Annotated in this window: 15 protein-coding genes; 7 read left to right on the top strand and 8 right to left on the bottom strand. The window is 62.3% G+C overall.

What is annotated here, in order from left to right; translation table 11 throughout:
• Positions 1 to 22: 22 nt before the first annotated feature.
• From ACSOSP_RS32825 to ACSOSP_RS32800, 6 genes are all read right to left on the bottom strand, one after another.
• Entirely contained in the window at positions 23 to 2,491 is a 2,469-nt protein-coding gene (locus tag ACSOSP_RS32825; protein WP_455314829.1) for an NfrA family protein, read from the bottom strand.
• Positions 2,488 to 3,273 carry a hypothetical protein gene (locus tag ACSOSP_RS32820; RefSeq protein ID WP_455315402.1) on the bottom strand — a complete coding sequence of 262 codons (786 nt, stop codon included), beginning with the start codon at positions 3,271 to 3,273 and terminating at the stop codon, positions 2,488 to 2,490. The genes ACSOSP_RS32825 and ACSOSP_RS32820 overlap by 4 nt, the downstream gene beginning before the upstream one ends.
• Before the next feature lie 71 nt (positions 3,274 to 3,344).
• Complete coding sequence (locus tag ACSOSP_RS32815; protein WP_455314828.1) at positions 3,345 to 5,468, bottom strand: glycosyl transferase family protein; 2,124 nt, start codon at positions 5,466 to 5,468, stop codon at positions 3,345 to 3,347.
• Between the two features lie 9 nt (positions 5,469 to 5,477).
• Positions 5,478 to 7,772, bottom strand: coding sequence for a cellulose synthase (locus ACSOSP_RS32810; RefSeq protein ID WP_455314827.1), 2,295 nt, complete (start codon positions 7,770 to 7,772; stop codon positions 5,478 to 5,480).
• Positions 7,773 to 7,937: 165 nt separating this feature from the next.
• Complete coding sequence (wecB, locus tag ACSOSP_RS32805; RefSeq protein ID WP_455314826.1) at positions 7,938 to 9,128, bottom strand: non-hydrolyzing UDP-N-acetylglucosamine 2-epimerase; 1,191 nt, start codon at positions 9,126 to 9,128, stop codon at positions 7,938 to 7,940.
• A gap of 723 nt (positions 9,129 to 9,851) precedes the next feature.
• The gene (locus ACSOSP_RS32800) at positions 9,852 to 10,736 is read right to left on the bottom strand and encodes a LysR family transcriptional regulator (RefSeq protein WP_455314825.1); all 885 of its coding nucleotides are present in this window, start codon (positions 10,734 to 10,736) and stop codon (positions 9,852 to 9,854) included.
• Between the two features lie 97 nt (positions 10,737 to 10,833).
• Here ACSOSP_RS32800 and ACSOSP_RS32795 point away from each other — a divergent pair, with 97 nt between their 5' ends.
• The gene (locus ACSOSP_RS32795) at positions 10,834 to 11,811 is read left to right on the top strand and encodes a nitrilase-related carbon-nitrogen hydrolase (RefSeq protein WP_455314824.1); all 978 of its coding nucleotides are present in this window, start codon (positions 10,834 to 10,836) and stop codon (positions 11,809 to 11,811) included.
• 12 nt (positions 11,812 to 11,823) lie between these two features.
• Here ACSOSP_RS32795 and ACSOSP_RS32790 read toward each other — a convergent pair whose 3' ends face one another.
• The gene (locus ACSOSP_RS32790; protein ID WP_455314823.1) at positions 11,824 to 12,705 is read right to left on the bottom strand and encodes an aldo/keto reductase family oxidoreductase; all 882 of its coding nucleotides are present in this window, start codon (positions 12,703 to 12,705) and stop codon (positions 11,824 to 11,826) included.
• A gap of 101 nt (positions 12,706 to 12,806) precedes the next feature.
• On the opposite strand from ACSOSP_RS32790, the gene ACSOSP_RS32785 reads away from it, so the two are divergent.
• Entirely contained in the window at positions 12,807 to 13,721 is a 915-nt protein-coding gene (locus ACSOSP_RS32785; protein WP_455314822.1) for a LysR family transcriptional regulator, read from the top strand.
• 1 nt (position 13,722) lies between these two features.
• Here ACSOSP_RS32785 and ACSOSP_RS32780 read toward each other — a convergent pair whose 3' ends face one another.
• Positions 13,723 to 14,652 carry a LysR family transcriptional regulator gene (locus tag ACSOSP_RS32780; protein WP_455314821.1) on the bottom strand — a complete coding sequence of 310 codons (930 nt, stop codon included), beginning with the start codon at positions 14,650 to 14,652 and terminating at the stop codon, positions 13,723 to 13,725.
• A gap of 266 nt (positions 14,653 to 14,918) precedes the next feature.
• Here ACSOSP_RS32780 and ACSOSP_RS32775 point away from each other — a divergent pair, with 266 nt between their 5' ends.
• From ACSOSP_RS32775 to ACSOSP_RS32755, 5 genes are all read left to right on the top strand, one after another.
• Entirely contained in the window at positions 14,919 to 15,866 is a 948-nt protein-coding gene (locus tag ACSOSP_RS32775; protein ID WP_455315401.1) for a 2-oxoadipate dioxygenase/decarboxylase family protein, read from the top strand.
• A complete protein-coding gene (locus ACSOSP_RS32770) occupies positions 15,863 to 17,104 on the top strand; it encodes an aminotransferase-like domain-containing protein (protein WP_455314820.1) in 1,242 nt (413 codons plus the stop codon). Before ACSOSP_RS32775 ends, ACSOSP_RS32770 begins: the two co-directional genes overlap by 4 nt.
• A 290-nt stretch (positions 17,105 to 17,394) precedes the next feature.
• Positions 17,395 to 18,909 carry an L-piperidine-6-carboxylate dehydrogenase gene (gene amaB, locus ACSOSP_RS32765; RefSeq protein WP_455314819.1) on the top strand — a complete coding sequence of 505 codons (1,515 nt, stop codon included), beginning with the start codon at positions 17,395 to 17,397 and terminating at the stop codon, positions 18,907 to 18,909.
• Positions 18,910 to 19,193: 284 nt separating this feature from the next.
• Positions 19,194 to 20,270: an ABC transporter ATP-binding protein gene (locus ACSOSP_RS32760; RefSeq protein ID WP_455314818.1), complete on the top strand. Its 1,077-nt coding sequence runs from the start codon at positions 19,194 to 19,196 to the stop codon at positions 20,268 to 20,270.
• A complete protein-coding gene (locus ACSOSP_RS32755; RefSeq protein ID WP_455314817.1) occupies positions 20,263 to 21,177 on the top strand; it encodes an ABC transporter permease in 915 nt (304 codons plus the stop codon). Before ACSOSP_RS32760 ends, ACSOSP_RS32755 begins: the two co-directional genes overlap by 8 nt.
• The last annotated feature ends 5 nt before the right edge of the window (positions 21,178 to 21,182 follow it).

Raw genomic sequence — 21,182 nt, 5'->3', positions numbered from 1 at the left:
ACGCGGCAGTTCGCAACCACCGCTAGTAATTGAAGCTCGCGTTGAAAAACACGCCCTTGGCGCGGTCATCGCCGACAATCTTCAATCGATATTGCAGCGAGAAATCCACGAACGAGCGCGGCGCGTGATACGTGTCCTCACGGAACCAGTAGCGCAAGTTCATGCCCACGCCTGCGCCCATCGCGGCACGGTTGTTGATCTGCGTGTTGTAGTCGCCGCCAAGCACCGCGTACGGAAACGCGACGAGATGCGGATCGATGGCATCGAGCCTATAGCTTCGGCCCAGCTCGCCGGTGAAGGTCGCATAGTTGGCCGGATGCGTGATGTAGTGCCCGGCTTCGGCGTAAAGCTGCCCGGTCCACCAGCTTGGCGTGTCCACGCGCAAATCCGTGCCGAACCCGTTCGAATACGCAATACGTGCAAGCCAATCCGGCTGCACCGCGCTGCCAAGCGGCACGATGCGCTCGAACGCGAGCACGAGGTTTTGGCTTGCAAACGGCTTCGCGCGGATGCCGAGCGCGCCTTCCAGGCTCGGCGTGCCCGTGACGTTGCCCGCCTTCGAATAGAGCGTCTCGTAGGCACGCGCGTAGAGCTCGACGATGTGTCCATCGAGATAACCGAAGGGCCGCCAGTAGGCTTCGGCGCCGGCTTGCACGCTTTTGTCGGCGGTACTTCCCGGGCTGGCCACGAAGGTGGTCTGGTCGCCCGTGGGCCGGTATCCCAGCGATGCATTCACGCCCCAGGTCCGGTCAAGCTCGGACATCGTGCGGCGGGTTTCGAACGTCTGTTGCGGCTGCAGAGAAATGTCGCCGTTGTTATTGGCGTCGATGCCGCGCTTGAAATAATCCTCCGCCACGGGCGCCGCGCCCGCGTTCAGGTTTGCATAGCCTGCATCGAGCAAGCTCGATGGCGGCAACTCCTGGTTGCGGTCAGCCTCGTTGTAATAGCGTGCAGCAAGCGCCGGCTGTCCCGCATTCGATGCGAAATACGCGGCGTTCACGCTCGGCAATGTATCGATCATGCCGGTTTGAATGAGCCTGGAAGCTTCCTGTTGAGACCCCGTCTGATCGCCGTTCGATGCCAGCGCCTGGATCAGCAACAGGCGATGCACCGGATCATCGGGCGCGATGCGAACTGCCTCACGTGCCTGCGCCACCGCGAGCGGGTAGTCATGCCGGTCGTAGGCGCGCGCCGCCGCGGCGTACTGCGTATAAGCAGGATCGAAAGGATGCAGCGTGCACAGGATGCCCGAATCGATGCGCGTGCAATCGAGCATCGGCAGCGGCAGATTGGCCGAATCAACAGCATTGGCCTGAGTAGCCGCACCCGACGATGCCAACGCGCGCCGCGCTTTCTGGCGACGGACGGCGATCATCAGGCCGGTGGCGTCGCCACTGGGTTTGAGATCGCTCAGCGTATCGAGCGCGCGTTGCGGATCGTTGGTTGCAAGCGCCATGTCCGCGATCACGATCCGGCCATTGCGTCGCTCTTGTTCAGAGCCGTCCTCAAGCCGCGTTGCCTGCGTGAAATCCGCGAGCGATGCCTCATGCTGGCCCAGGCGCTCGCGGATCGCGCCGCGCAACAACCACGGCGCGAGGGCAGACTGATTGGCTGCGATGGCGTCGGTCGCGGCTTGATCGGCTTCATCGAAACGATTGGCTTGCATCAATGCATCGATCAGCAGATCGCGTGCGCCGGGAACACCCGGCGCGTAGCCAATGGCGGCGCGTGCGCGCGAGATCGCGGTGTCCGTGTCGCCGCGTTGGAGCGCGTCGTAAGCCTCGGATGCCGCCACTGGACCAAGCCGCGCGCCGATAAACCCGCGTCGCGCGCGCAGCCCCGGGTTATCGCCGCCGCGTTGCGTTTCAGCGATATCCGCGTTGTACGCATCGAGGTCGCGCCCTTGCGCGGTGAGGGCATCGATCACGAGAAAATGCAGCGGCATGACATCGGGCCGCGCGGTCAATACCTCATTTGCCGCTGCGATCGCGTCATCATAATCATGCTTCGCATACGCCCGATAAGCACGCTGTGCCGTCTTCGCCAGCTTGCCCGTCAGCGCGTTCGGATCGTACGGACCTTTACCCTTGCCGTTACCGTTACCGTTACCGCCGCTCGCGATGATCGCAAGCAACGCGCGACGGCGAGCGAGCAACGCGGGTTCGGGGCCGAGGTCCTTGATCGCATCGTCAACGGCATGAACCGCCGCATGCCTGTCGCCTTGCGCTTCGAGTGCGCTGGCAAGGAGCAGGCGCAGCGACATCACATCCGGGCGTTGCCGGATCGCTTCGCGCGCGTAAGTGACGCTCGCCTGGTAACGATGGCTGTCATAGCTGCCATACGCCTGCCGCGCCACCCTGTAGGCGCTGCCGGTCAGCGGCAGCGGAAGGGTTTCATCGGCTTGCGACAGACCGGGAATGGACCAGAAAAGCGCAGCGCCGAACAGGAACGCGGGCATGCGTGTGCATAGAAGAGGCTGTTTAAATTTCACTGCAGGAGACTGTCCACGAGTTGAGGCGGCACGTAATGGGGTCCATCGAAAAGATACGTGCGATAACCGCGATAAGCATCGAGTTGCTGCCGGAGTTCCTGCGCCGTGGCCGAGCGAAAGGTCGACTCCAGTGCGAGCCGGAAGGCTTCGGCGATGACCCGCACGCGTTCTCGCCCTAACCTCGCGCTAAGCGCAGCGGCGTATGTCCGGGCAATGCGCGGTTCGCGCGCATACACGCCCACGCCGTCCTGCAGCAACACGCCCACGTCATTGGGAAGCCAGCTCGAAAGCCACTCCGCAAGCGGCGCGCCGCCAATATTGCCGCGGTCATAGACGCTGATCCACAAGGGCCGCGGCAAGCGTGCGAGCAATGGCGCGAGCGAACGCGCACCCCGCCAGCCCGGATCGACTTCGACGGGAAAATACCATCCTTCGATGTTCAGCCGCGGCGCCGCGCGCACGAGTTCAAGAGACTGTTCGACGAGCAGCGCGGCGTTGGCGCGCGCGGCATCTTCGTTGAAGCGCCCGGCCAATCCAACGAGCACACGCCGCGCCCACGGCTCTTGCGCGATGCGGTTCCAGTCCGGCAAACGCGGCGCAACAGGGATCTGCGTTCCGGCGACATACGCGGTGTCATCGACAGCGGTCCATTGCAGCAGCAAGTCGGTCACGCCCAGCCGGTTCCAGTCGCCGTGTGCGTCGGCATGCGTGTTATCGAGTTGCCATGCAACGCCTTGCACGAGCGGCGTGGACCGGCACCCGCCAAGTCCGAGCGACAGCATTCCGGCGGCGCTGCCGCGCAAGAATGCGCGGCGGCCCGGCGTCAGGACGCAAGGACCGGAACAGTTGCCGATCACGTGTTTTGTCCCGCTTCGCGCGCACGGCTCTGGGTCTGCACTGCATCGCTTAGCGCCCGCGCCGAGATCGCGCCATACGCCACCATGAATTCGCCGATGCGGCCGTCGTGTTCCGGCCTGTACACCTTCAGCGCCTGGTTGAAACTCTCGCGCGTGATGTAGCCCATCTGGATCAGCAAATCGCCGAGCAGCGGCACGTTCGTCTCGTTCGGCTCAAGTGCATTTTCGGCGCCGCGCAAGAACCGGAAGCCGGTCGCGATTTCGCTTTCACGCACGATCCTTTGCGTCACCGGCCCTCCGGCGACGCGTTCGATTTCCTTCAGTGCATCGTCTGCAATCGGACTTGCCGCCAGCAAGATCCTGCGTCCCGCATGATCGGTGCCTTGCGGCAGGACGCGGTATCGGATGGCATGTTCGAGCGGTACGTGCGCCTGACCTTCATCGAGCAAGGCAGGGTCCAGCGCGGCGCGCTCCAGTTCAGATTGAAACGACAGCGCTTCGGCAAGCGTCTCCTCGTCGAGCCAGCCGCGCGCCAGCAATTCGCGGCCAAGCGGCGCTTCGCTCGCGAGCTCGTCTTCCATCGCGGTCTTGAGTTGTTCTTCGTTGATTGCCTGCCAGGAGATCAGCAATTCGCCAAGCCTTTGCCGGCGCTTTTCCGAGAGACCCTCCGCCGATGGAAAATCGTGCATGGTCTTGTCCCACGCAAGCCGCTTGCCCGTGATCAGATGCGACGCAAACAGGCGCCATGCGCGCGATACCGCCAGGAAGTTGATGAAGTTGGCGACGACCATGCGCGGTATCGAGACGATTCCCTGTTCCCAGCCGTAGAGCCGCGTGACGAAATACACCCGTTGCACGACCCGCAGCAGCACGGCGATGGTGTTCAGCACGAGCACGGTTTTCATCCACGTCGAATCGACGAATGGCGAAGGCAGGAAGTCGCTCGTCAGCCCGAACGAGGCCGCGCCCATGAACGCGATGAACTGCAGCACGAGCACATAAGCCAGCATGCCGACAAACGATGTCACCACACCCTTGCGATCCCGAAACAGCAAATAGCGGTTGGCTAGCGAGCCGCTCCAGCCGGTCTGCTGCCAACCCTGCATGCCGATCCCGAGCACCCAGCGCGCGCGTTGCCGGTACGCGGTGCGAACCGTATCGGGGAAAAATTCACGCACGGAAAGCGGCACCGTCACGGTCACTTCGCGATCGTCGCCGAGCCCGAACACGCTCTTGCGGCGGGTGCGGAACTGCACCGGAAACACCGCAAAAATCGATTCCATGCCGAGCTTCAGCAAGCGCGTGCCGACATCGTAGTCCTCGGTCAGCGAATCGGTATTGAACGGCTGGTTCTTCGTGGTCTCGATCAGCGCGAGCATCGCCCGCCGCGAGAAGCAGGTGCCCACACCCGCCGACGGCACGCTGCCCGTCATGCTCTCGCGCACCACGAGATCCTTTGCGTGCCACTCGGCGAACTCGTCCATATACGTGCCCGCGACCAGCTCGTACCAGTGCCGCTCCAGGGACGCCACCGGCAACTGGATCATGTCCTTGCGCGGCACGAGAAAGTTGAAGAACTTCAGTTCGAGCGAATGCAGCACGTCCTCGCTGTCGTGCAGCACGAAGCCCGCGAACTCCAGGTCCGCATTGCGTTCGTGCTGGAGTGCTGCCTGCACCACCCAGTTCAGGCAATCGGCCTTGCAGGTCGGGCCATCGTGCGGTACTTCCACGCGATGCAACTGCTTGTAGCGCATCCGCATGCGCTCGACTTCGGCGCTGGTCGCCGGATCGTTCACATACGTTCCCACGAAGATCACGTAGTTCCTGTAGTCGAGCACGCGCACGGCATCTTCCAGCATCGCCGCGATCACGCCGTATTCGTGCCAGGCAGGAATCATTATGGCGATAGGCTGCTCCGCGCGCTCCTGCAGTTGCGACGCTTTCAGTGGCTTGAATTCGCGCTTGACCGTGAGCGCGCGGACCGCCCGCCGAACCCAGTAATACGCGTCGATGAACAGATCGTCCGCGCTCGAAACCAGGATGATCACGGCGATCACGCCGGCGCAATATTGCAGCCAGTAGTAATACTGTTGTGCGTAGTAACCGGGATCAAGGTCCATGGCGTGTCCTCATTTCGACGGCGGGTTTTGAGGCTGGTTTTGAGGCGGGTTCTGAGCTTGCTTCTTGCGGCTGCGCATCAGCGAGGCGAACATCAGCAACAAGACGAACATGCCGACCAGCAACGCCGGCACCGTCCACGACAGCCATTTGCGCGACCACGGCGCGCCCGCATCATTGCCGGTATCGATACGGATCATGCTGGCCGGATCGCGCGTATCGATCTCTTTCAACACGCCCGTACCGTCGACCACGGCAACGTCGGCCTGCGCCAGTTGCAGGCTCACCGGCACGAGCGGCGCGCGCCCGCCGACGCTGCGCCAGATCACGCCGTGCGTGTCGCCGGACTGCGCGACATCCAGCACGCCTACACCTTGCTGGCTGACATCGTAGAGCGTCTGGTCGTCGTTGCCGGTGATGGCAAGGCGGGTGTCCGCGACCTGTACGTGCGACTTCTGGTCTGCAAGCGCAACGTCGAACGCGAGAAACGCTCCGGCGGGCGTGACTGCAGCGCTGCCCGATGTCACCGTCAACGACGCGCGTTGCGGATCGACGCCGGTAGCATCCGCCAGACGCGCGACGCGGGGAAGGGTGGTGGTGGCGTCGGCGAGATACGCGTTTGGCACCAGCACGCTCGCGCTCGTGGCGAAGCGCGCGACCATGCCGGTGAAGTTGTCTTCGGCGTCGGCCTTTATAAGCGTGAGATGGCTGGTCGGCAGGACCGCTGCCGGATAGCCCTCATCGCTCGCGCAACCGGCGTCGGACTGGCGCGTGAACGTGACGCGCAACAGGTTGCGTGAACTCAATGCACTGCGCGGAATATGCGATGTCACCCGTTGGGCGCGGCCATCGGCATCGAGCAGTTTCGAGCCGATCAGCGTGTCATTGAAGAACACCGACGCGACCACGCCCGCGTTGTGACCGTTGGGCGAACCGGCGAGATCGAGCACTACGTCATCGGGCAGGCGTCCCGCGCCCGCGACCGCGCCGAGATCGAAATCCGCCGTCCACGATGCCTGCCGCAGCACGTTCACCGTGCGCGGTTCGCCGCCCAGCGCGGAGAGCGGCACGACGTCATGACGCCCGTTCGCGGCGCTGTCGATGCTGTGCACGACCAGTTGATTCGATCCGTCCACGGAGCGCCAGACCTGCGCGAGCGCGCCGACCGAACGCGTGTCGCCGACCACGATCACCGCCTGTCCCGCCACGTGTACCAGTCGCGCTTCACCGGGCGCGAGCGGCGTGACAAGCGGGGCGACCGCACGTTTGCGCCAGTCATCGAATGCACTTGCCGCTTCGGGAGATACCGCCGCCGCTTGCAGACGCAACGCGTCGAGCGAGGCGTTGACGCTGGTGCGCAGGGTGTCATCGGCGACGATGAGATCCGCCGGCAGCGCCGCCGGCGCCGAGATGGCCAGCAGCGCCCCGGCTTCGGCGGGGTTCGCCAGCCGGTGCTCGCCGCCGCTTGCAAGCGCTGCGAACGCGGGCATGGCGCGCAACGCGGCGGGCACGTCGGGCGTGCCGAGATTCACCGTATCGCCCACGGCGGGCCAGCTGTTTACCGAGGGTTCGCGGCCATCGCGCTGCATGATCGCGGCGGCGCGCCACGCGGTGTCATAGGCAGGCGCGCCAAGCCGTTTCGACGATATGGCAATCGCCGGCATCTGCGAGAGCGCGCTCCACGCGGTGCGCAGATCGCGGACGTCGCTGCTGTCGTAGCGATAGTTCAGGCGCGTGGCAGGCGCGAGCCGCAGCACGTTGCCGATTGCTGTCTGGTCGGCGCACACGGCGTCGTTGATCACCGACGCATATTCGAAGCCCACGCGCAGATAGCCGGTGGCGCGCGGCGATCCATCCACGCCGATGGTCGCCGCCGCGTTGCCCTGCGGCTGCGTGAGGGCGCGCGCCAGCACCGGCGAGCCGTCCAGCGACACGAGCATCGTGGTGCGGCCGCCGTCGCCGCGCAGGTAGCTGGCATCGACTTGCAGGGCGGCATCGGTGATCGGGATGCCGGCGGGCACCGGGAAGTAGTACTCGCGGCGGCTGTCCGGTGCGCCGAGCGCCACTGTGTCGCGCACGCCGAGGCGTTTCAGCTCGACGCTACGCGTGATCGAGGCGTGGCTGGCAGTATCGAAGGCGCCGGCGAAGTCCGGGGCTTGTGCCGATGTCTGCGCTGCGGCGGCATTGAACGAAGCCGCGGCGATCGCAATGGTGATCGCAATACAGGGAAGCACCCGGAAAAATGCCGGCAGGTGCGAGGAAAAATGGCGAGTGTGACGAAGATGCAGTTGGATAGCTCGGGTCACGGTCGGTAGCGGATGTGGTTTATATAAGCAACGACGACTCAATGCAGTTCGCGTGAGTCACGCGCGTCGCTGCAATTGGATGCCGCAAGAAAATGCAAGCCGAGCCTGATGGCGCGTTGGATCAGTTAGTTCAGCCGTTGAGTCTGTCGCTGAGTCATCGCCGATTCAGCCGCCCGAGACCCGCCGGGTGCGCGCAAGAGCAGGTGCATCGATCAACGCTGGCGAAGCGGCGCCGAACTCCGTGAACCGGCGGCCTGCTAGCGCCGCGACAATCCGTTCGGACGCACGGCCATCGCCGTATGGATTGGCGAGACGTGGCGCAGGGCGCTTGACCAATGACGACATCGAGCCCAGTAATCCCGATACTGCCGCCCCGATCGCTGCGCGGCTCGTGCCCACCAGGCGCACCGTGCCCGCTTCGACCGCTTCCGGCCGCTCGGTGATGCTGCGCATGACCAGCACGGGTTTGCCGAGCGCCGGCGCTTCTTCCTGCACGCCGCCCGAGTCGGTCAGCACGATGTCCGCGCGTTGCATCAGCCGCACGAAACCGAGGTAATCGAGCGGCTCGATCAGATGCACGTTCGGCTCGCCTTGCAACATGGCAAGCACGGGTTCGCGGACATTCGGATTGAGGTGAAGCGGATAGACGATCTGCACCGCATCGCGCCGCGCAATGTCCTGCAACGCGAGACAGATTTGATGAAAGCCATCGCCGAAACTTTCTCTCCGATGCCCCGTGACCAGCAGGATCGGCTTGCCATTGCCGGTAAAAGGCAGCGCGGCGTCCAGGCGCTTGCGCAGGTGTGCGTCAGCGTCGATGCGCGCGGCTGTCATCATGAGCGCATCGATCACCGTGTTGCCCGTGACCACCACGCGACCCTGCAGGTTCTCCGCCTGAAGATTCGCCTTCGCTCCCGCGGTTGGCGCGAACAGCAGGTCGCACATGACGTCCACCACGCGCCGGTTCATCTCTTCGGGCCACGGTTGCGACAGATCGCCCGTGCGAAGACCAGCCTCGATATGCGCGACCGGAATTCGCCGATGAAACGCCGCGAGCGCGGCAAACGACGCAGTGGTGGTATCTCCGTGAACGAGCACGCGATCAGGCTGTGCGATATCGAATACGTGGTTGAGCGAATCCAGCACGCGAGCGGCGAGGCCGTTTAGCGTCTGGTTTTCCGTCATCACGTTCAAGCGATGATCCGGCGTGATGCCGAACTGGTCCAGGACCTGTTGCAGCATGGTTTCATGCTGCCCCGTCACGCACACGATGGACTCCAGGTCCGGGTCCGCTTCGATCCACTTCACCAGCGGCGCCATTTTGATGGCTTCAGGCCGGGTCCCGAAAATCGACATTACTTTTTTCAATTGCATTGAATTATGGCTGTTAATTTCGAGTTGAAAGTCTAAAAGAATTGTTTGTATCAAATGAAGTTAAAACTTAGTTCATTCGTAAAACAACGTAATCGATGTAATCGAAAGTAACTGACAATGCGGACGAAAAGTGAACAAATTTTAAAAGGCTTTAGTTAGACAAATATTTCCTGGCGATCGGGCTACAGAATTGGGTTGCAGGTAAATTTTGGACGCACCGGAAAGGAGCGAATATCTGCTTCAGAATGAGCAAAAATTACTCGCTAAGCCTCATGTGCGTTGGGTTGAAAAGATCAGTGGTTAGCAGTCCAACTAATTGTTCCTGGTCAGTAGACTTAAAATATTTATGTGGCGACATTAATGTCGCATGCCAAATACCGGATTAATATGGGATGATTTATTCGAATTGAATCTGACGTGAAACTCTTAGGGGTGGAATCTCAGAAATTACAAAATTATGCAATGACAGGGTGAGCTGCGCTATTAATAAAACTGGAATTCAATCCTTAGGTAGGCGAGAGGGAAAGATGTGAACCGACAGCCGATGACCGCAAGGTCGAGTGTGCCCATGATTGACGCGAACGGCGCCGCAATCTTCCAAGTTGCGGCACCTCTCGCCGCGGAAGCTTGTTCCTTTGACGGATGCGGTAGCTGAAGAACCTTCATACCAAACGCCCTTATTGGCGTCCGCCGTAGCAAGGAGTTTTATTTGACATCCTGCGGTATCTTCGCCGCGCGTACGAATTCGATGAAGCGTGCCGCTACCGCGTTATCACGGCCCGTCTGCCACGCCAGCCCGACTTGCCAACGGGCGGCTGCATCGCGCAGGGGGAGCACCCTTGCGTCGCGCAAAAGATACTTCGCCCTGGATGGCAAAAATGCAGCACCGACGCCCGCAGCCACAGCGGCAAGAACGGACTGGATATCATCGGTCTGCTGAATTACGCGCGGCACGAAACCGTGCTCACTGCACCACCGATCGATCTGCGCTGCCAACCCGGGGCCACGGCTGCGCGAGAGCGCGATCAAGCCAAGATCGTTGAGATCATTCAGGTCAGACGGAAGACGCTTCCATTTTGCATGCTGAGGCACGGCCAGCGCCAAGGTCTCGCTGAGCAACGGGACACACGATAAATCGCCTTCGGGCGGCAGGCGAATGAAGCCGACGTCGAGCTTCCCTTCGAGAAGCCGGCGGGTTTGCTCGGCTGAAGAAAGGTCATTGAGCGATACGCTGACGTTCGGATTCAGTCTTCGGAATTGCGCGATCAGTTGCGGCGCCAGGGTCAAGGTCGTGAGTCCGAGTCCTACGCGCAGATATCCACGTTTTCCGCTGCTGGCTTCGCGAGCCCGTGCGACGAGTTCGTCCGCATCGCGTACCAGCGTTTGCGCTCCGCCAAGGAACTCGGCGCCAAATGATGTCAGTTCGGCGCCATGTCTGCCGCGTTCAAAAAGCCGCGCGCCCAAGGTGTCTTCCAACGCAGCTATCTGCTTGCTGAGGGCGGGTTGAGTGACATTGAGCGCGTCGGCGGCGCGGCCGAAGTGGTGGAGTTCCGTCACGGTCAGGAAGGCGCGCAGTAATTTGAGTTCCATTCTGTGAAGTAATTGAATATGTCGAATGATTCATTTTACTTATCGAACGCCTGACGGTCCAATGGACTCTTCAATGGACCGTCAGGCGGCAAACGATATGACTTCTCCTTTTAAGGTTGCAACCGTTCCGCTAGTCTCCGTACGCGGGAATGCAGCGCAGAACGTCGCGAGCGTATCGGCGCGACTGGCCGATGCCGCGCTTCAGCGAATCTCACTGGTGGTTTTTCCCGAGGCCAGCCTGGTCGGATACGGCGATACGCTGGACCTTCGTCGCCGCGAGCTTGTGGCGCTCTCCGAGCCGCTGGATGGTCGCTCGATCGATGAGGTCGCGAAGGCCGTGGAGCGCACCGGCGTAGCGGCGGGCGTGGGATTTATCGAGCGTGCGCCGGACGGGCGCTTGTTCAACAGCTATGTGATGTGCATGCCGGGAGGCGTGCGTTGTAGTCATCGAAAACTGCACATGGTCGAACACCCCGCTATTGAAAGTGGCGAGCAGTACACCGTGCTCGATACGACGTGGGGCGTTCGTATCGGCATTCTGATTGGCGCCGATAATTATCTTGTCGAGAACGTTCGCATGGCGGCGCTGATGGGCGCGACATTGCTCGTCGCGCCGCATCGGACCTATGGTTCGGACAGCAACGGAGAAGCTGCGTTGCAGCGGCTTGCCACGGAGCAACGAACTCGGCCGCACGCCACAGAGAGCGGGGGAGGAGCCGGCTGGCTGCGGCGCTCGTTGATTGCGCGAGCGTCCGACAACGGAATGTTCGTAGTCTTTAGCAATGGATCGAACGTGGGCGCCCATCAGGACGGCATGATCATCGATCCCGGCGGACGAGTGCTGGCCGAACACGGCTCGTCATCCGGCACGATGCTTTCCGCAAGCGTGGATCCCGGCCTGATAGCGGGGAGTGTCGGCCAGCAATGCCTGGCGGCCCGCCGCTCTGACGCTAACGCGCCGCGCGCCCGTTCGATGTTCCCAAGCGCAAACGCCTATGCGGAGCGCAACGCAACCGCGCCGAGAGGCGCGATCGCATTGAGCTTTGCTCAGGTCAGCCGCATCCGCCAGACTTAGTGCTCCATCGAATCAATGCGCACCGCCGGCATTTCCGATCGCGTCCAGCTCACCAAGCACCGCCTCCGACAAATTCAACTGCGCCGCCTGTAGATTTTCCCGCAGATGCGTAAGCGACGACGTGCCCGGAATCAGCAGAATATTGGGCGAGCGATGCAGCAACCACGCGAGCGCGACTTGCATCGGTGTCGCGCCGATCGTCTGGGCGACCGTGGACAACTCGGACGATTGAATCGGCGTGAACCCGCCAAGCGGGAAGAACGGCACGTACGCTATGCCCTGGCTCGCCAGTTCATCGATCATCGTGTCGTCTTCCCGGTGAACGACGTTGTAGTGGTTCTGAACGCAGACAATCTCCGCGATGCCCTGCGCCTCGGCGATTTGGGCCGCGGTCACGTTGCTCAGTCCTATGTGGCGAACAAGCCCCTCGCGCTGGAGTTCGGCAAGCGCTGTGACCTGCTTTTCTATCGATCCTTCCGCCGGAGAATGGATGTTCCCCATGCTGCGCACGTTGACCACGTCGAGCACGTCCAGGCCGAGATTGCGCAGGTTGTCGTGGACGCCGCGCCTGAGGTCTTCCGGTTCCGTCGCCGGCAGCCACGCACCGTCGTCGCCGCGAACGGCGCCAAGCTTCGTGACGATCACCAGATCATCCCGGTACGGATGCAGCGCTTCGCGAATGAGCTGGTTGGTGATGTGCGGCCCGTAGAAGTCGCTGGTATCGATGTGATCGACACCCGACGCGACCGCTTCACGCAAAACCGCAATGGCGGCTTGACGATCCTTCGGCGGCCCGAAGACGCCGGGTCCGGCCAGTTGCATGGCGCCGTAGCCCAGGCGATGCACCGGGCGGCCGGCAAATTCAAAGGTGCTAACGGGTGTGAAATCCGGCATGACGCTCTCCTTGGTGAATGTGAGGCTAGTATGGCCACGATTGTGTTGTTAGATAATCCGGTCTAAATTGCACGGGTTGTTTAAAAAAGTGAACAGTAACCATGGAATTAAACGATCTTGCCGCGTTCGTTTCAGTCGCTCGCGCCGGCGGTTTTCGCGATGCAGCCCGGATCAGCGGCGTTTCCGCCTCTAGCCTGAGCATTGCAGTGCGCCGGCTAGAAGCGAAACTCGGCCTCCGTTTGCTCAACCGGACTACCCGCAGCGTGGCTCCGACGGAACCGGGGCTGCGGCTCATCGAAAAGCTGGCGCCGTTGTTCAGCGAGATGGAAGCGTCGCTGGATGTCCTGAACGGCTTCAGGGACAAGCCGAGCGGCACGCTGAAGCTCAACGTGCCGTCGAGCGCCGCGCGCATCGTGTTGCCATCCGTCATCGCGCCGTTCCTGAAGGCTTATCCGGACATCCGAGTGGAAGTCGTGGTCGAGGATGGTTTCGTCGATGTGCTGTCGATCGGCTGCGACGCGGGCATTCGTTACGACGAGCGGCTTGAGCAGGACATGATCGCCATTCCGATCGGGCCACGCGTGCAGCGCTTCGCGACCGCGGCGGCACCGGAATATCTCGATACGCACGGCCGGCCCGAGCACCCCAGCGAGCTGCTTTCGCATGCGTGTTTGCGCGGCCAGTTTGCCGGCGGCGCGAAGCCTACATGGGATTTCGAGCGGGACGGGGAAGTGGTGCGGCTGGATCCTGCTGGGCCGCTCCTGGTCAGGCCCGGCGCGGCCATGGACCTTGCAATCAGCATGGCCGTGGCAGGCGTGGGCGTGATTCACCTGTTCGAAGGAATGCTGCGCCCGCATTTGGATAGCGGCGCGTTGGAGCCGATTTTGGAACCGTGGTGGCCGTCGTTTTCGGGGCCGTTTTTGTATTATCCGGGGCGTCGGCACTTGCCTGCGCCGTTGCGCGCTTTTGTGGATTTTCTTAAGGCCGGTGGGGCATCGGATTTTTCGGGGCTTTGATTTATGCCCGCACATCCGCCTCCCGCGGCCCTTGCGGCACGATCGAACTCAACCAGTCCGATAGCGCGACGAACGGTTCGTCGTGCGCAATTTCATCGGGGGCGACCAGGTAATAGCCGGACGTGCCGGACATCGGCTTATTCAGCGGCACGACCAGCCGCCCGGCTGACAATTCATCCGCGAGCAGGATCTCCGGCAGGAGCGCAACACCCAGGCCCGCCTGAGCCGCACTGGTGAGCATCGTGAACAATTCATAGCGCGCGCCGCGCACCGCCCGCACATCGTGCTCGAGGCCGTTCAGGCGAAACCAGGTGCGCCAGGCGTCGGGCCTCGTCGATAAATGCAGTAACGGCAAATCAGCAAGCTGCTCAAGCGAAATCGACGCGCCGGGCGCGTTTTCGGCAAGCAGCGAAGGGCTGCACACCGGCACGACCTTGCCCTCGCGGAACAATAGCTTGCCTTGCGTGCCGGGCCATACCGAATCGCCGAAATACAGCGCGGCGTCGAAGGGTGAGTCGCTGAAGAGGAAAGGCTCGGTGCGGATGGAGAGATTCACCGTGATGTCCGGCCGCAGCGCACGAAATAACGGCAGGCGCGGGATCAGCCACTGACTGGCAAGCGTTGGAACCACCGCTATTTCGAGAATCCGCCCCACACCGCGCTGAGCCATCAGTTCTAGCGTATCGCGCTCAATCCGGTCGAGATTCTTGCGCACGAGCGCCGCGTAGTGGCGACCATGCGTGGTCAGAACAATGCGCTTCTTGATGCGAAGGAACAATGCGACGCCCAGCCGGCTTTCCAGTCCCGCCACCTGACGGCATACCGCGCTCTGTGTAAGCGAGAGTTCATTTGCCGCCCGGGTGAAGCTCTCGTGCCGCGCGGCGGCCTCGAAGATCTGCAAGGCGACCAGATTGGGAATACCTTTTCTCATGATTTACCGGTACGGTTTGCGGTTTGCGTATCGAGGCAATTGGGTCACTTGGTGCGATTCACGAACCAAGTGATGAGTTTATATCAGTTGCGCGGCTTTTTGCCGCCCTCCAGAATCATCCTCCAATGAACCGACGAACCGGGCTTTAGGCTTGTCCCAGGCTCGCGCCACGCTAGATCAGCCGGAATGGATAAATGAACTCGAATCTCGCCGCATTGCTTGCCGTAGCCCTTCCAGAATCCGATGTAGCCGGGTTAGTGCGGTTGATGAACTTGCCGTCCGTGCTCGCCAAATCCCAGCCGGGTACGGTCAACCGCGCCGAACTGGCGCAAGCGATGAACATGGCGCTGTTCGCCGGCCTGCTCGCACGCGTGCCAACGGGCCGCGCTTATACCGACGACCTCCGGCCCACGCAAACCCGCGTTCAGTTCGATCACGGCGCGCTGCGCACCGTGCGCTGGGCCGAATCCGGCGCGTTGCCGCCGGGCGAAGCCGCGTTCACGCGCATTCTCAAGCCGCTGGGTTTTGTGCTGAACGGCACGTACCCGCTCGATCGCATCAAGATGACGGGGCGCTCGTACATGCATGCCGATGCCCCCGATGAAATCGCGCAGTATTTCGTCAGCGAACTGCATCCCGAGCGCTTCAGTCCAGAATTCCAGCAAGCCGTCACGAACGTGATCGGCAAGAGCGTCGAGCCGCTGACGCCGCAAGCGGTCGCGTCGCTGGCCGAACTGGAGCGGGACCACTCGCTGCCGCTCACGGCTGCCCTCGACCTGCTGCCCGTGCTCGTACGCTGTTTCGAGCGCCAGCATCTCGCACCACGCCTGACCGACTATGAAACGCTGCGCGCCGAGTCGGCGGAAATGGCGTGGATTGCGACTGAAGGCAACGCGTTCAATCACGCAACCGATCGTGTGGACGATGTCTTCGCCGTCGCCGAAACCCAGCGCGCGCTCGGCCGTCTGATCAAGGACAGCGTCGAAATTTCGAAGTCGGGCCGGGTGCGCCAGACGGCGTTTCGCGCTGATCCTGTGCGCCGGATTTTCATCGGCGCGGACGGTGGGCGGATCGAACGCGACGTGCCGGGCTCCTTCTACGAATTCATCAGCCGCGACGCGGTCATGGACGAGACCACAGGCCGCAGCAAGCTCGATCTCGGTTTCGATGCCGGCAATGCCACGGGCATCTTCAAGATGACGGCGGCCGCATGAATTCCGCCGCCGACTTAACCAAACCCGCAGCCGACCTGTACGACTTCACGGGTCCGTTCAAGGCGCCGCAAGGCTCGGCGATCCGTGAGCTATTCAAGTACCTCAGCCGGCCGGGGATGATCTCTTTCGCGGGCGGGTATCCGTCGAAGGATCTTTTCGATCGGGCGGGTATCGGCCAGGCAATGGAGGACGCTTACGCCTCCGATCCGATTGCGTGCCTGCAATACGGCGACACGGCCGGCTCGCCCGCCCTGCGCCGCGCGATCCTGCGTTTGATGAGCGAGCGCGGCGTGACGCGCGAGGTGGACGACGTGATCGTGACCACCGGCTCGCAGCAAGGCCTTGACCTGCTGATCAAGATCCTGGTCGCACCGGGCGATGCGGTGCTGATCGAAGAGCCGGCGTATCCGGCCGCGATTCAGGCGCTGCGGCTCGCGGGCGCAAAGCTGCTTCCGGTGCGCACTGACGCCCAGGGTATAGACGTTGACGCGCTCACTGAGCAGCTCGAAGCACTCGATCCGGCTACGCGGCCAAAACTGCTCTACACGGTGCCGACCTTCGCGAACCCGACTGGCGCGACCTTGTCGGCGGCGCGTCGTGAAGCGCTCGCGCGGCTTGCGATGCGGTTCCGTTTCGTGCTGGTCGAAGACGATCCGTACGGTGAACTGCGCTTCTCGGGTGAGCCGGTAAAACCCATCACCGCACTCGCCGATGCCATCCCCGGCGCAAGCGACTGGGTCGTCTATTTCGGCAGTCTCTCGAAGATCGTGGCGCCGGGCTTGCGCATCGGCTGGTCGATTGCGCCGCCTGCCATCACGCGCCGCATGCTCGTGGCGAAACAGACGAGCGATCTTTGCACCTCGCCGCTCGCGCAGGAAACGGCGCGCCATTATCTTGAGCGCGGGCGTCTGGCGGAGCAAGTGCAGACCATCGTGCTGGCGTATCGCAAGCGTTGCGAAGCGTTGTCCAGCGCATTGCGCCAGTTTGTTCCCGATGAAATCGAATACGTGATGCCCGAAGGCGGCATGTTTGTCTGGGCGCGATTGAAGGGCGGCCGTCATTCCGCCGATTTGCTCAAGCGCGCGATCGAGCAGAACGTGATCTACGTTCCCGGCCCGGCGTTTTACGCGCGCGATCCGGACGAATCGAGCATGCGGCTTTCCTTCGCCGCCGCGCCGGGGGAGGCCGAGGTGTTCGAAGGCGTGCGCCGGCTCAAGCTCGCACTGGCAAGCCGATAGATGCGGGCGTCGATCACGGACAATCCGCCGTATGACTCGCCAGATCCGGTGAAACGCGTTCTAATCGCATAACCTGAACGCAGATGGATGCCCGGCCGGGTGTAGTTGATTCTCTCAACGCACCAAGTCGTGCCGATTAATCAATTGCAGCGGTTTTTTTAAGCCCTGAAACTCTGTCCCGACGAACGCATGGTTTCACTCGCCGGAGCAGGTTCCAGAGCGGTACTGACGGATCGTGGCCTCGGGCCGCGCCGCAGTGCACGGCAACCACCCGATACAGAGAGGAAGTGATGAAACTGAACGATATTCTTGGTGAACTCGGTGTAGATCTTGGTCAGTGGAAGGGCGATGCCCTCACGGCGCGTTCGCCGCTCGACGGCGCGACGCTGGCCGGACTGGCCGTTGACACGCCCGCCGATGCCGCTCGCAAGATCGACGCTGCTCACGCCGCTTTCCTCAAATGGCGCACCGTGCCCGCGCCGCAACGCGGCGAACTCGTGCGCGTTTTCGGTAACGTGCTGCGCGAACACAAAGCCGCGCTCGGCAGCCTCGTCACGCTGGAAGCCGGCAAGGTCACGTCCGAAGGCCTGGGCGAAGTGCAGGAAATGATCGACATCTGCGATTTCGCCGTCGGCCTGTCGCGCCAGCTCTACGGCCTGACGATCGCCTCCGAACGTCCGGGTCACCGCATGATGGAAACGTGGCATCCGCTGGGCGTGGTCGGCGTGATTTCGGCGTTCAACTTCCCGGTCGCGGTGTGGTCGTGGAACACGGCGCTGGCGCTGGTCTGCGGTGATGCGGTGGTCTGGAAGCCATCGGAGAAAACGCCGTTGACGGCTATCGCCTGTCACGCGCTGTTCGAAAAGGCTTTGCGCGAATTCGATAAAACCCATCCGGGCGTCGCGCCCGAAGGCCTGAGCCAGTTGCTGCTGGGTGCGCGCGATGTCGGCCAGGTGCTGACCGAATCGCCCAAGGTGCCGCTGGTCAGCGCGACCGGCAGCGTGCGCATGGGTATGGAAGTGGCGCAAGTGCTGGCAAAGCGCCTGGGCCGCAGCATCCTGGAACTGGGCGGCAACAACGCAATGATCGTCGCTCCCAGCGCGGACCTCGACCTGGTCGTGCGCGGCGTGACCTTCTCGGCAGTGGGTACGGCGGGTCAGCGTTGCACGACGCTGCGTCGCCTGATCGTGCATACCAGCGTGGTCGACCAGTTGCTGCCGCGTCTGGAAAAAGCGTTTGGATCGGTGAAAGTGGGCAGTCCGCTGGAGTCGGATACGCTCGTCGGTCCGCTCATCGACCGTGCTGCATTCGATGGTATGCAGCGAGCATTGGGCGATGCCCGCGAGCAAGGCGGTAATGTGAAGGGCGGCGAACGCGTTGATGTAGGCGGCCATGCCGATGCGTATTACGTGCGTCCGGCATTCGTGCGTATGCCTGCGCAAACAGCCGTGGTCGAACGCGAGACCTTCGCGCCGATCCTCTACGTGATGACCTATGACGACTTCGCTGAAGCGCTGCAACTGCAAAACGGCGTGCCGCAAGGTTTGTCGTCGGCGATCTTCACGAACGACATCCGCGAAGCTGAGCAGTTCATGTCGGCGGCGGGCAGCGATTGCGGCATTGTGAACGTGAACATCGGCACGAGCGGCGCTGAGATTGGCGGCGCGTTCGGCGGTGAAAAAGAAACCGGCGGCGGCCGCGAATCGGGCTCCGATGCGTGGAAGGGCTACATGCGCCGCGCGACCAACACGATCAACTACAGCCGTGAATTGCCGCTGGCGCAAGGCGTGAAGTTCGACGTTTGACCTGAATTTGCTGCAGCGTAAAAACAAGAATCAAAACGAGACATAAACCCGGCGTCACACCCCGACGCCAACTCCTTTCATCCGCTTGGGCGCACGCGAACCGCGGTGCGCCTTGAGCGGACGTCAGGCCTCCGTGGTCATCCCCGGTTGTTGCACTTGAATCTGTCCCATGACGCGCTTCGCATGAGAAGCGCGTTGCGCCTGTCTACGTGCCGCGTTTGCGTTGCTCCACGTGGATACTTCGCATCCGTTCAATTGTTTTCTGCCAGACCCTGGAGGCCGCCGTGTCGTTTCTCGTGCTGGACAAACTGACCAAAGCCTACGGCGACCTGAACGCCGTGAGCGACGTGAGCCTCTCGGTTGAAAAAGGCGAATTCGTGTCCCTGCTGGGTCCTTCGGGCTGCGGCAAGACGACGACGCTGCAAATGATCGCTGGTTTTATCGATGTCACGCGCGGGCGGATTTCGCTCGATGGCAAGGACATCACAAACGTGCGGCCGAACAAACGCGGTCTGGGCGTGGTGTTCCAGAGCTACGCGCTGTTTCCGCACATGACGGTCGCGCAGAACGTGGGCTTCGGGCTCGAAATGCGCGGCATAGGTAAAGCGGAATGCGCGGAGCGGATTCGCGAGACCTTGTCGCTCGTGCGCCTCGATGCGCTGGCGGCGCGTTATCCCCGTGAACTGTCGGGTGGCCAGCGGCAACGGGTGGCGATTGCGCGTGCGCTGGTCATCAAGCCGCCGGTCCTGCTGCTCGATGAACCCATGTCCAACCTCGACGCCAAGCTGCGCGAAGAGATGCAGTTCGAATTGCGCGGGATTCAGCGCAAGGTCGGCACGACCACCGTGATGGTCACGCACGATCAGTCGGAGGCGCTGTCCATCAGCGACCGCGTGGTCGTGATGGAAGCGGGGCGCGTGACGCAGGTCGACTCGCCGTATCGCGCGTATGAGCGCCCGGAGAATCGCTTTGTGTCGCAGTTCATCGGCAAGGCGAACATGCTGGCGGGCAAGGTGACCGAGGCGCGTCACAATGAAGTGCATGTGGATCTCGGGCATGAACTGACGGGCATTGCGTGCATTGAAGCGGGCACGGTGTGGCGCGAAGGCGATACCGTCACGTTATGCATTCGGCCGGAGAAACTGCACTTGTGCGAGGCGGGAACGGGGCGCTTGAGCGCGACGGTCACCAGCCGCTTTTTCCTGGGCAGCCAATGGCTTTATCGCCTGGATACCGCCGTTGGCGAAGTGCTCGTCTGCAGCCAGAACGAAGGCACGGAGCCGGTGGCTGAAGGCGCGACGGTTGGCATCGACTGGCATCGTGACGCCGTGCGCGTGCTTCAGGAAGTGAGCCATGGCTAGTGCGATCGATTCGACTCCTTCGAAAGACCACGGCGCGCTGAACAAAAACCGCGCGCCATGGCATGCATTCGTGCCGCCCTGGATGATGAGCTTGCCCGCGTTTATCCTGTTCGCGGTGCTCGTGCTGACACCGCTCGCGATGACCGTTGTGCTGACGTTCTATCGCTTCGATCCGGCCAGTGGTCCGATCGCGGCATTCCAGTTCGGCAACTATGTTGAAGTGCTGACGGACAGCTACTACCAGACCATTTTTGCGCGGACCTTCGGCATCGCGATCCTGACCACTTTGCTGTGCGTTGCGATCGGCGCGCCCGAGGCTTACGTGCTGTACCGCATGCGTGATCCGTGGCGCTCGATGTTCCTGCTCGTGATCCTCGCGCCATTGCTCGTGTCGGTTGTGGTGCGAGCCTTCGGCTGGAGCATGTTGCTCAATACGGGCGGTATCGTGAACCAGTTCTTCGGGCTGTTCGGGATGGGCCCATACAAGCTGGAGTACACCACGTTCGCGATCGTGATCGCGCTCGTTCACGTGATGCTGCCGTTCATGGTGATCCCCGTCTGGACCTCGTTGCAGAAGCTCGATCCGCAAGTGGAAAACGCGGCGCTCTCGCTGATGGCGTCGCCGGCGACCACGTTGCGGCGCATCGTGTTGCCGCAGATCGCACCGGGAATTTTGTCGGGCAGCCTGATGGTGTTCGGCTTGTCGGCGAGCGCGTTTGCGATTCCCGGCCTGCTCGGTGGCCGTCGCCTGAAAGTAGCGGCCACCGCTGTCTACGATGAATTCCTCGGCTCGCTCAACTGGCCGCTGGGCGCGACCATCGCGATCCTGTTGCTGATCGCGAACCTCGTGATCATGATCACGTATTACCGGGTTCTGGAGCGTCGTTACTCCAGAAGCCTGGGTTAAGGACG

It is taken from the genome of Caballeronia sp. KNU42 (assembly GCF_053760385.1).
This window is presented reverse-complemented; position numbering and strand designations above follow the sequence as displayed.

Coding starts and splice junctions, on each gene's coding strand:
- ACSOSP_RS32820 (WP_455315402.1), bottom strand. CDS start 3,273: ATGCTGTCGCTCGGACTTGGCGGGTGCCGGTCCACGCCGCTCGTGCAA.
- ACSOSP_RS32815 (WP_455314828.1), bottom strand. CDS start 5,468: ATGGACCTTGATCCCGGTTACTACGCACAACAGTATTACTACTGGCTG.
- wecB (WP_455314826.1), bottom strand. CDS start 9,128: ATGTCGATTTTCGGGACCCGGCCTGAAGCCATCAAAATGGCGCCGCTG.
- ACSOSP_RS32800 (WP_455314825.1), bottom strand. CDS start 10,736: ATGGAACTCAAATTACTGCGCGCCTTCCTGACCGTGACGGAACTCCAC.
- ACSOSP_RS32795 (WP_455314824.1), top strand. CDS start 10,834: ATGACTTCTCCTTTTAAGGTTGCAACCGTTCCGCTAGTCTCCGTACGC.
- ACSOSP_RS32790 (WP_455314823.1), bottom strand. CDS start 12,705: ATGCCGGATTTCACACCCGTTAGCACCTTTGAATTTGCCGGCCGCCCG.
- ACSOSP_RS32785 (WP_455314822.1), top strand. CDS start 12,807: ATGGAATTAAACGATCTTGCCGCGTTCGTTTCAGTCGCTCGCGCCGGC.
- ACSOSP_RS32780 (WP_455314821.1), bottom strand. CDS start 14,652: ATGAGAAAAGGTATTCCCAATCTGGTCGCCTTGCAGATCTTCGAGGCC.
- ACSOSP_RS32775 (WP_455315401.1), top strand. CDS start 14,919: ATGAACTTGCCGTCCGTGCTCGCCAAATCCCAGCCGGGTACGGTCAAC.
- ACSOSP_RS32770 (WP_455314820.1), top strand. CDS start 15,863: ATGAATTCCGCCGCCGACTTAACCAAACCCGCAGCCGACCTGTACGAC.
- amaB (WP_455314819.1), top strand. CDS start 17,395: ATGAAACTGAACGATATTCTTGGTGAACTCGGTGTAGATCTTGGTCAG.
- ACSOSP_RS32755 (WP_455314817.1), top strand. CDS start 20,263: ATGGCTAGTGCGATCGATTCGACTCCTTCGAAAGACCACGGCGCGCTG.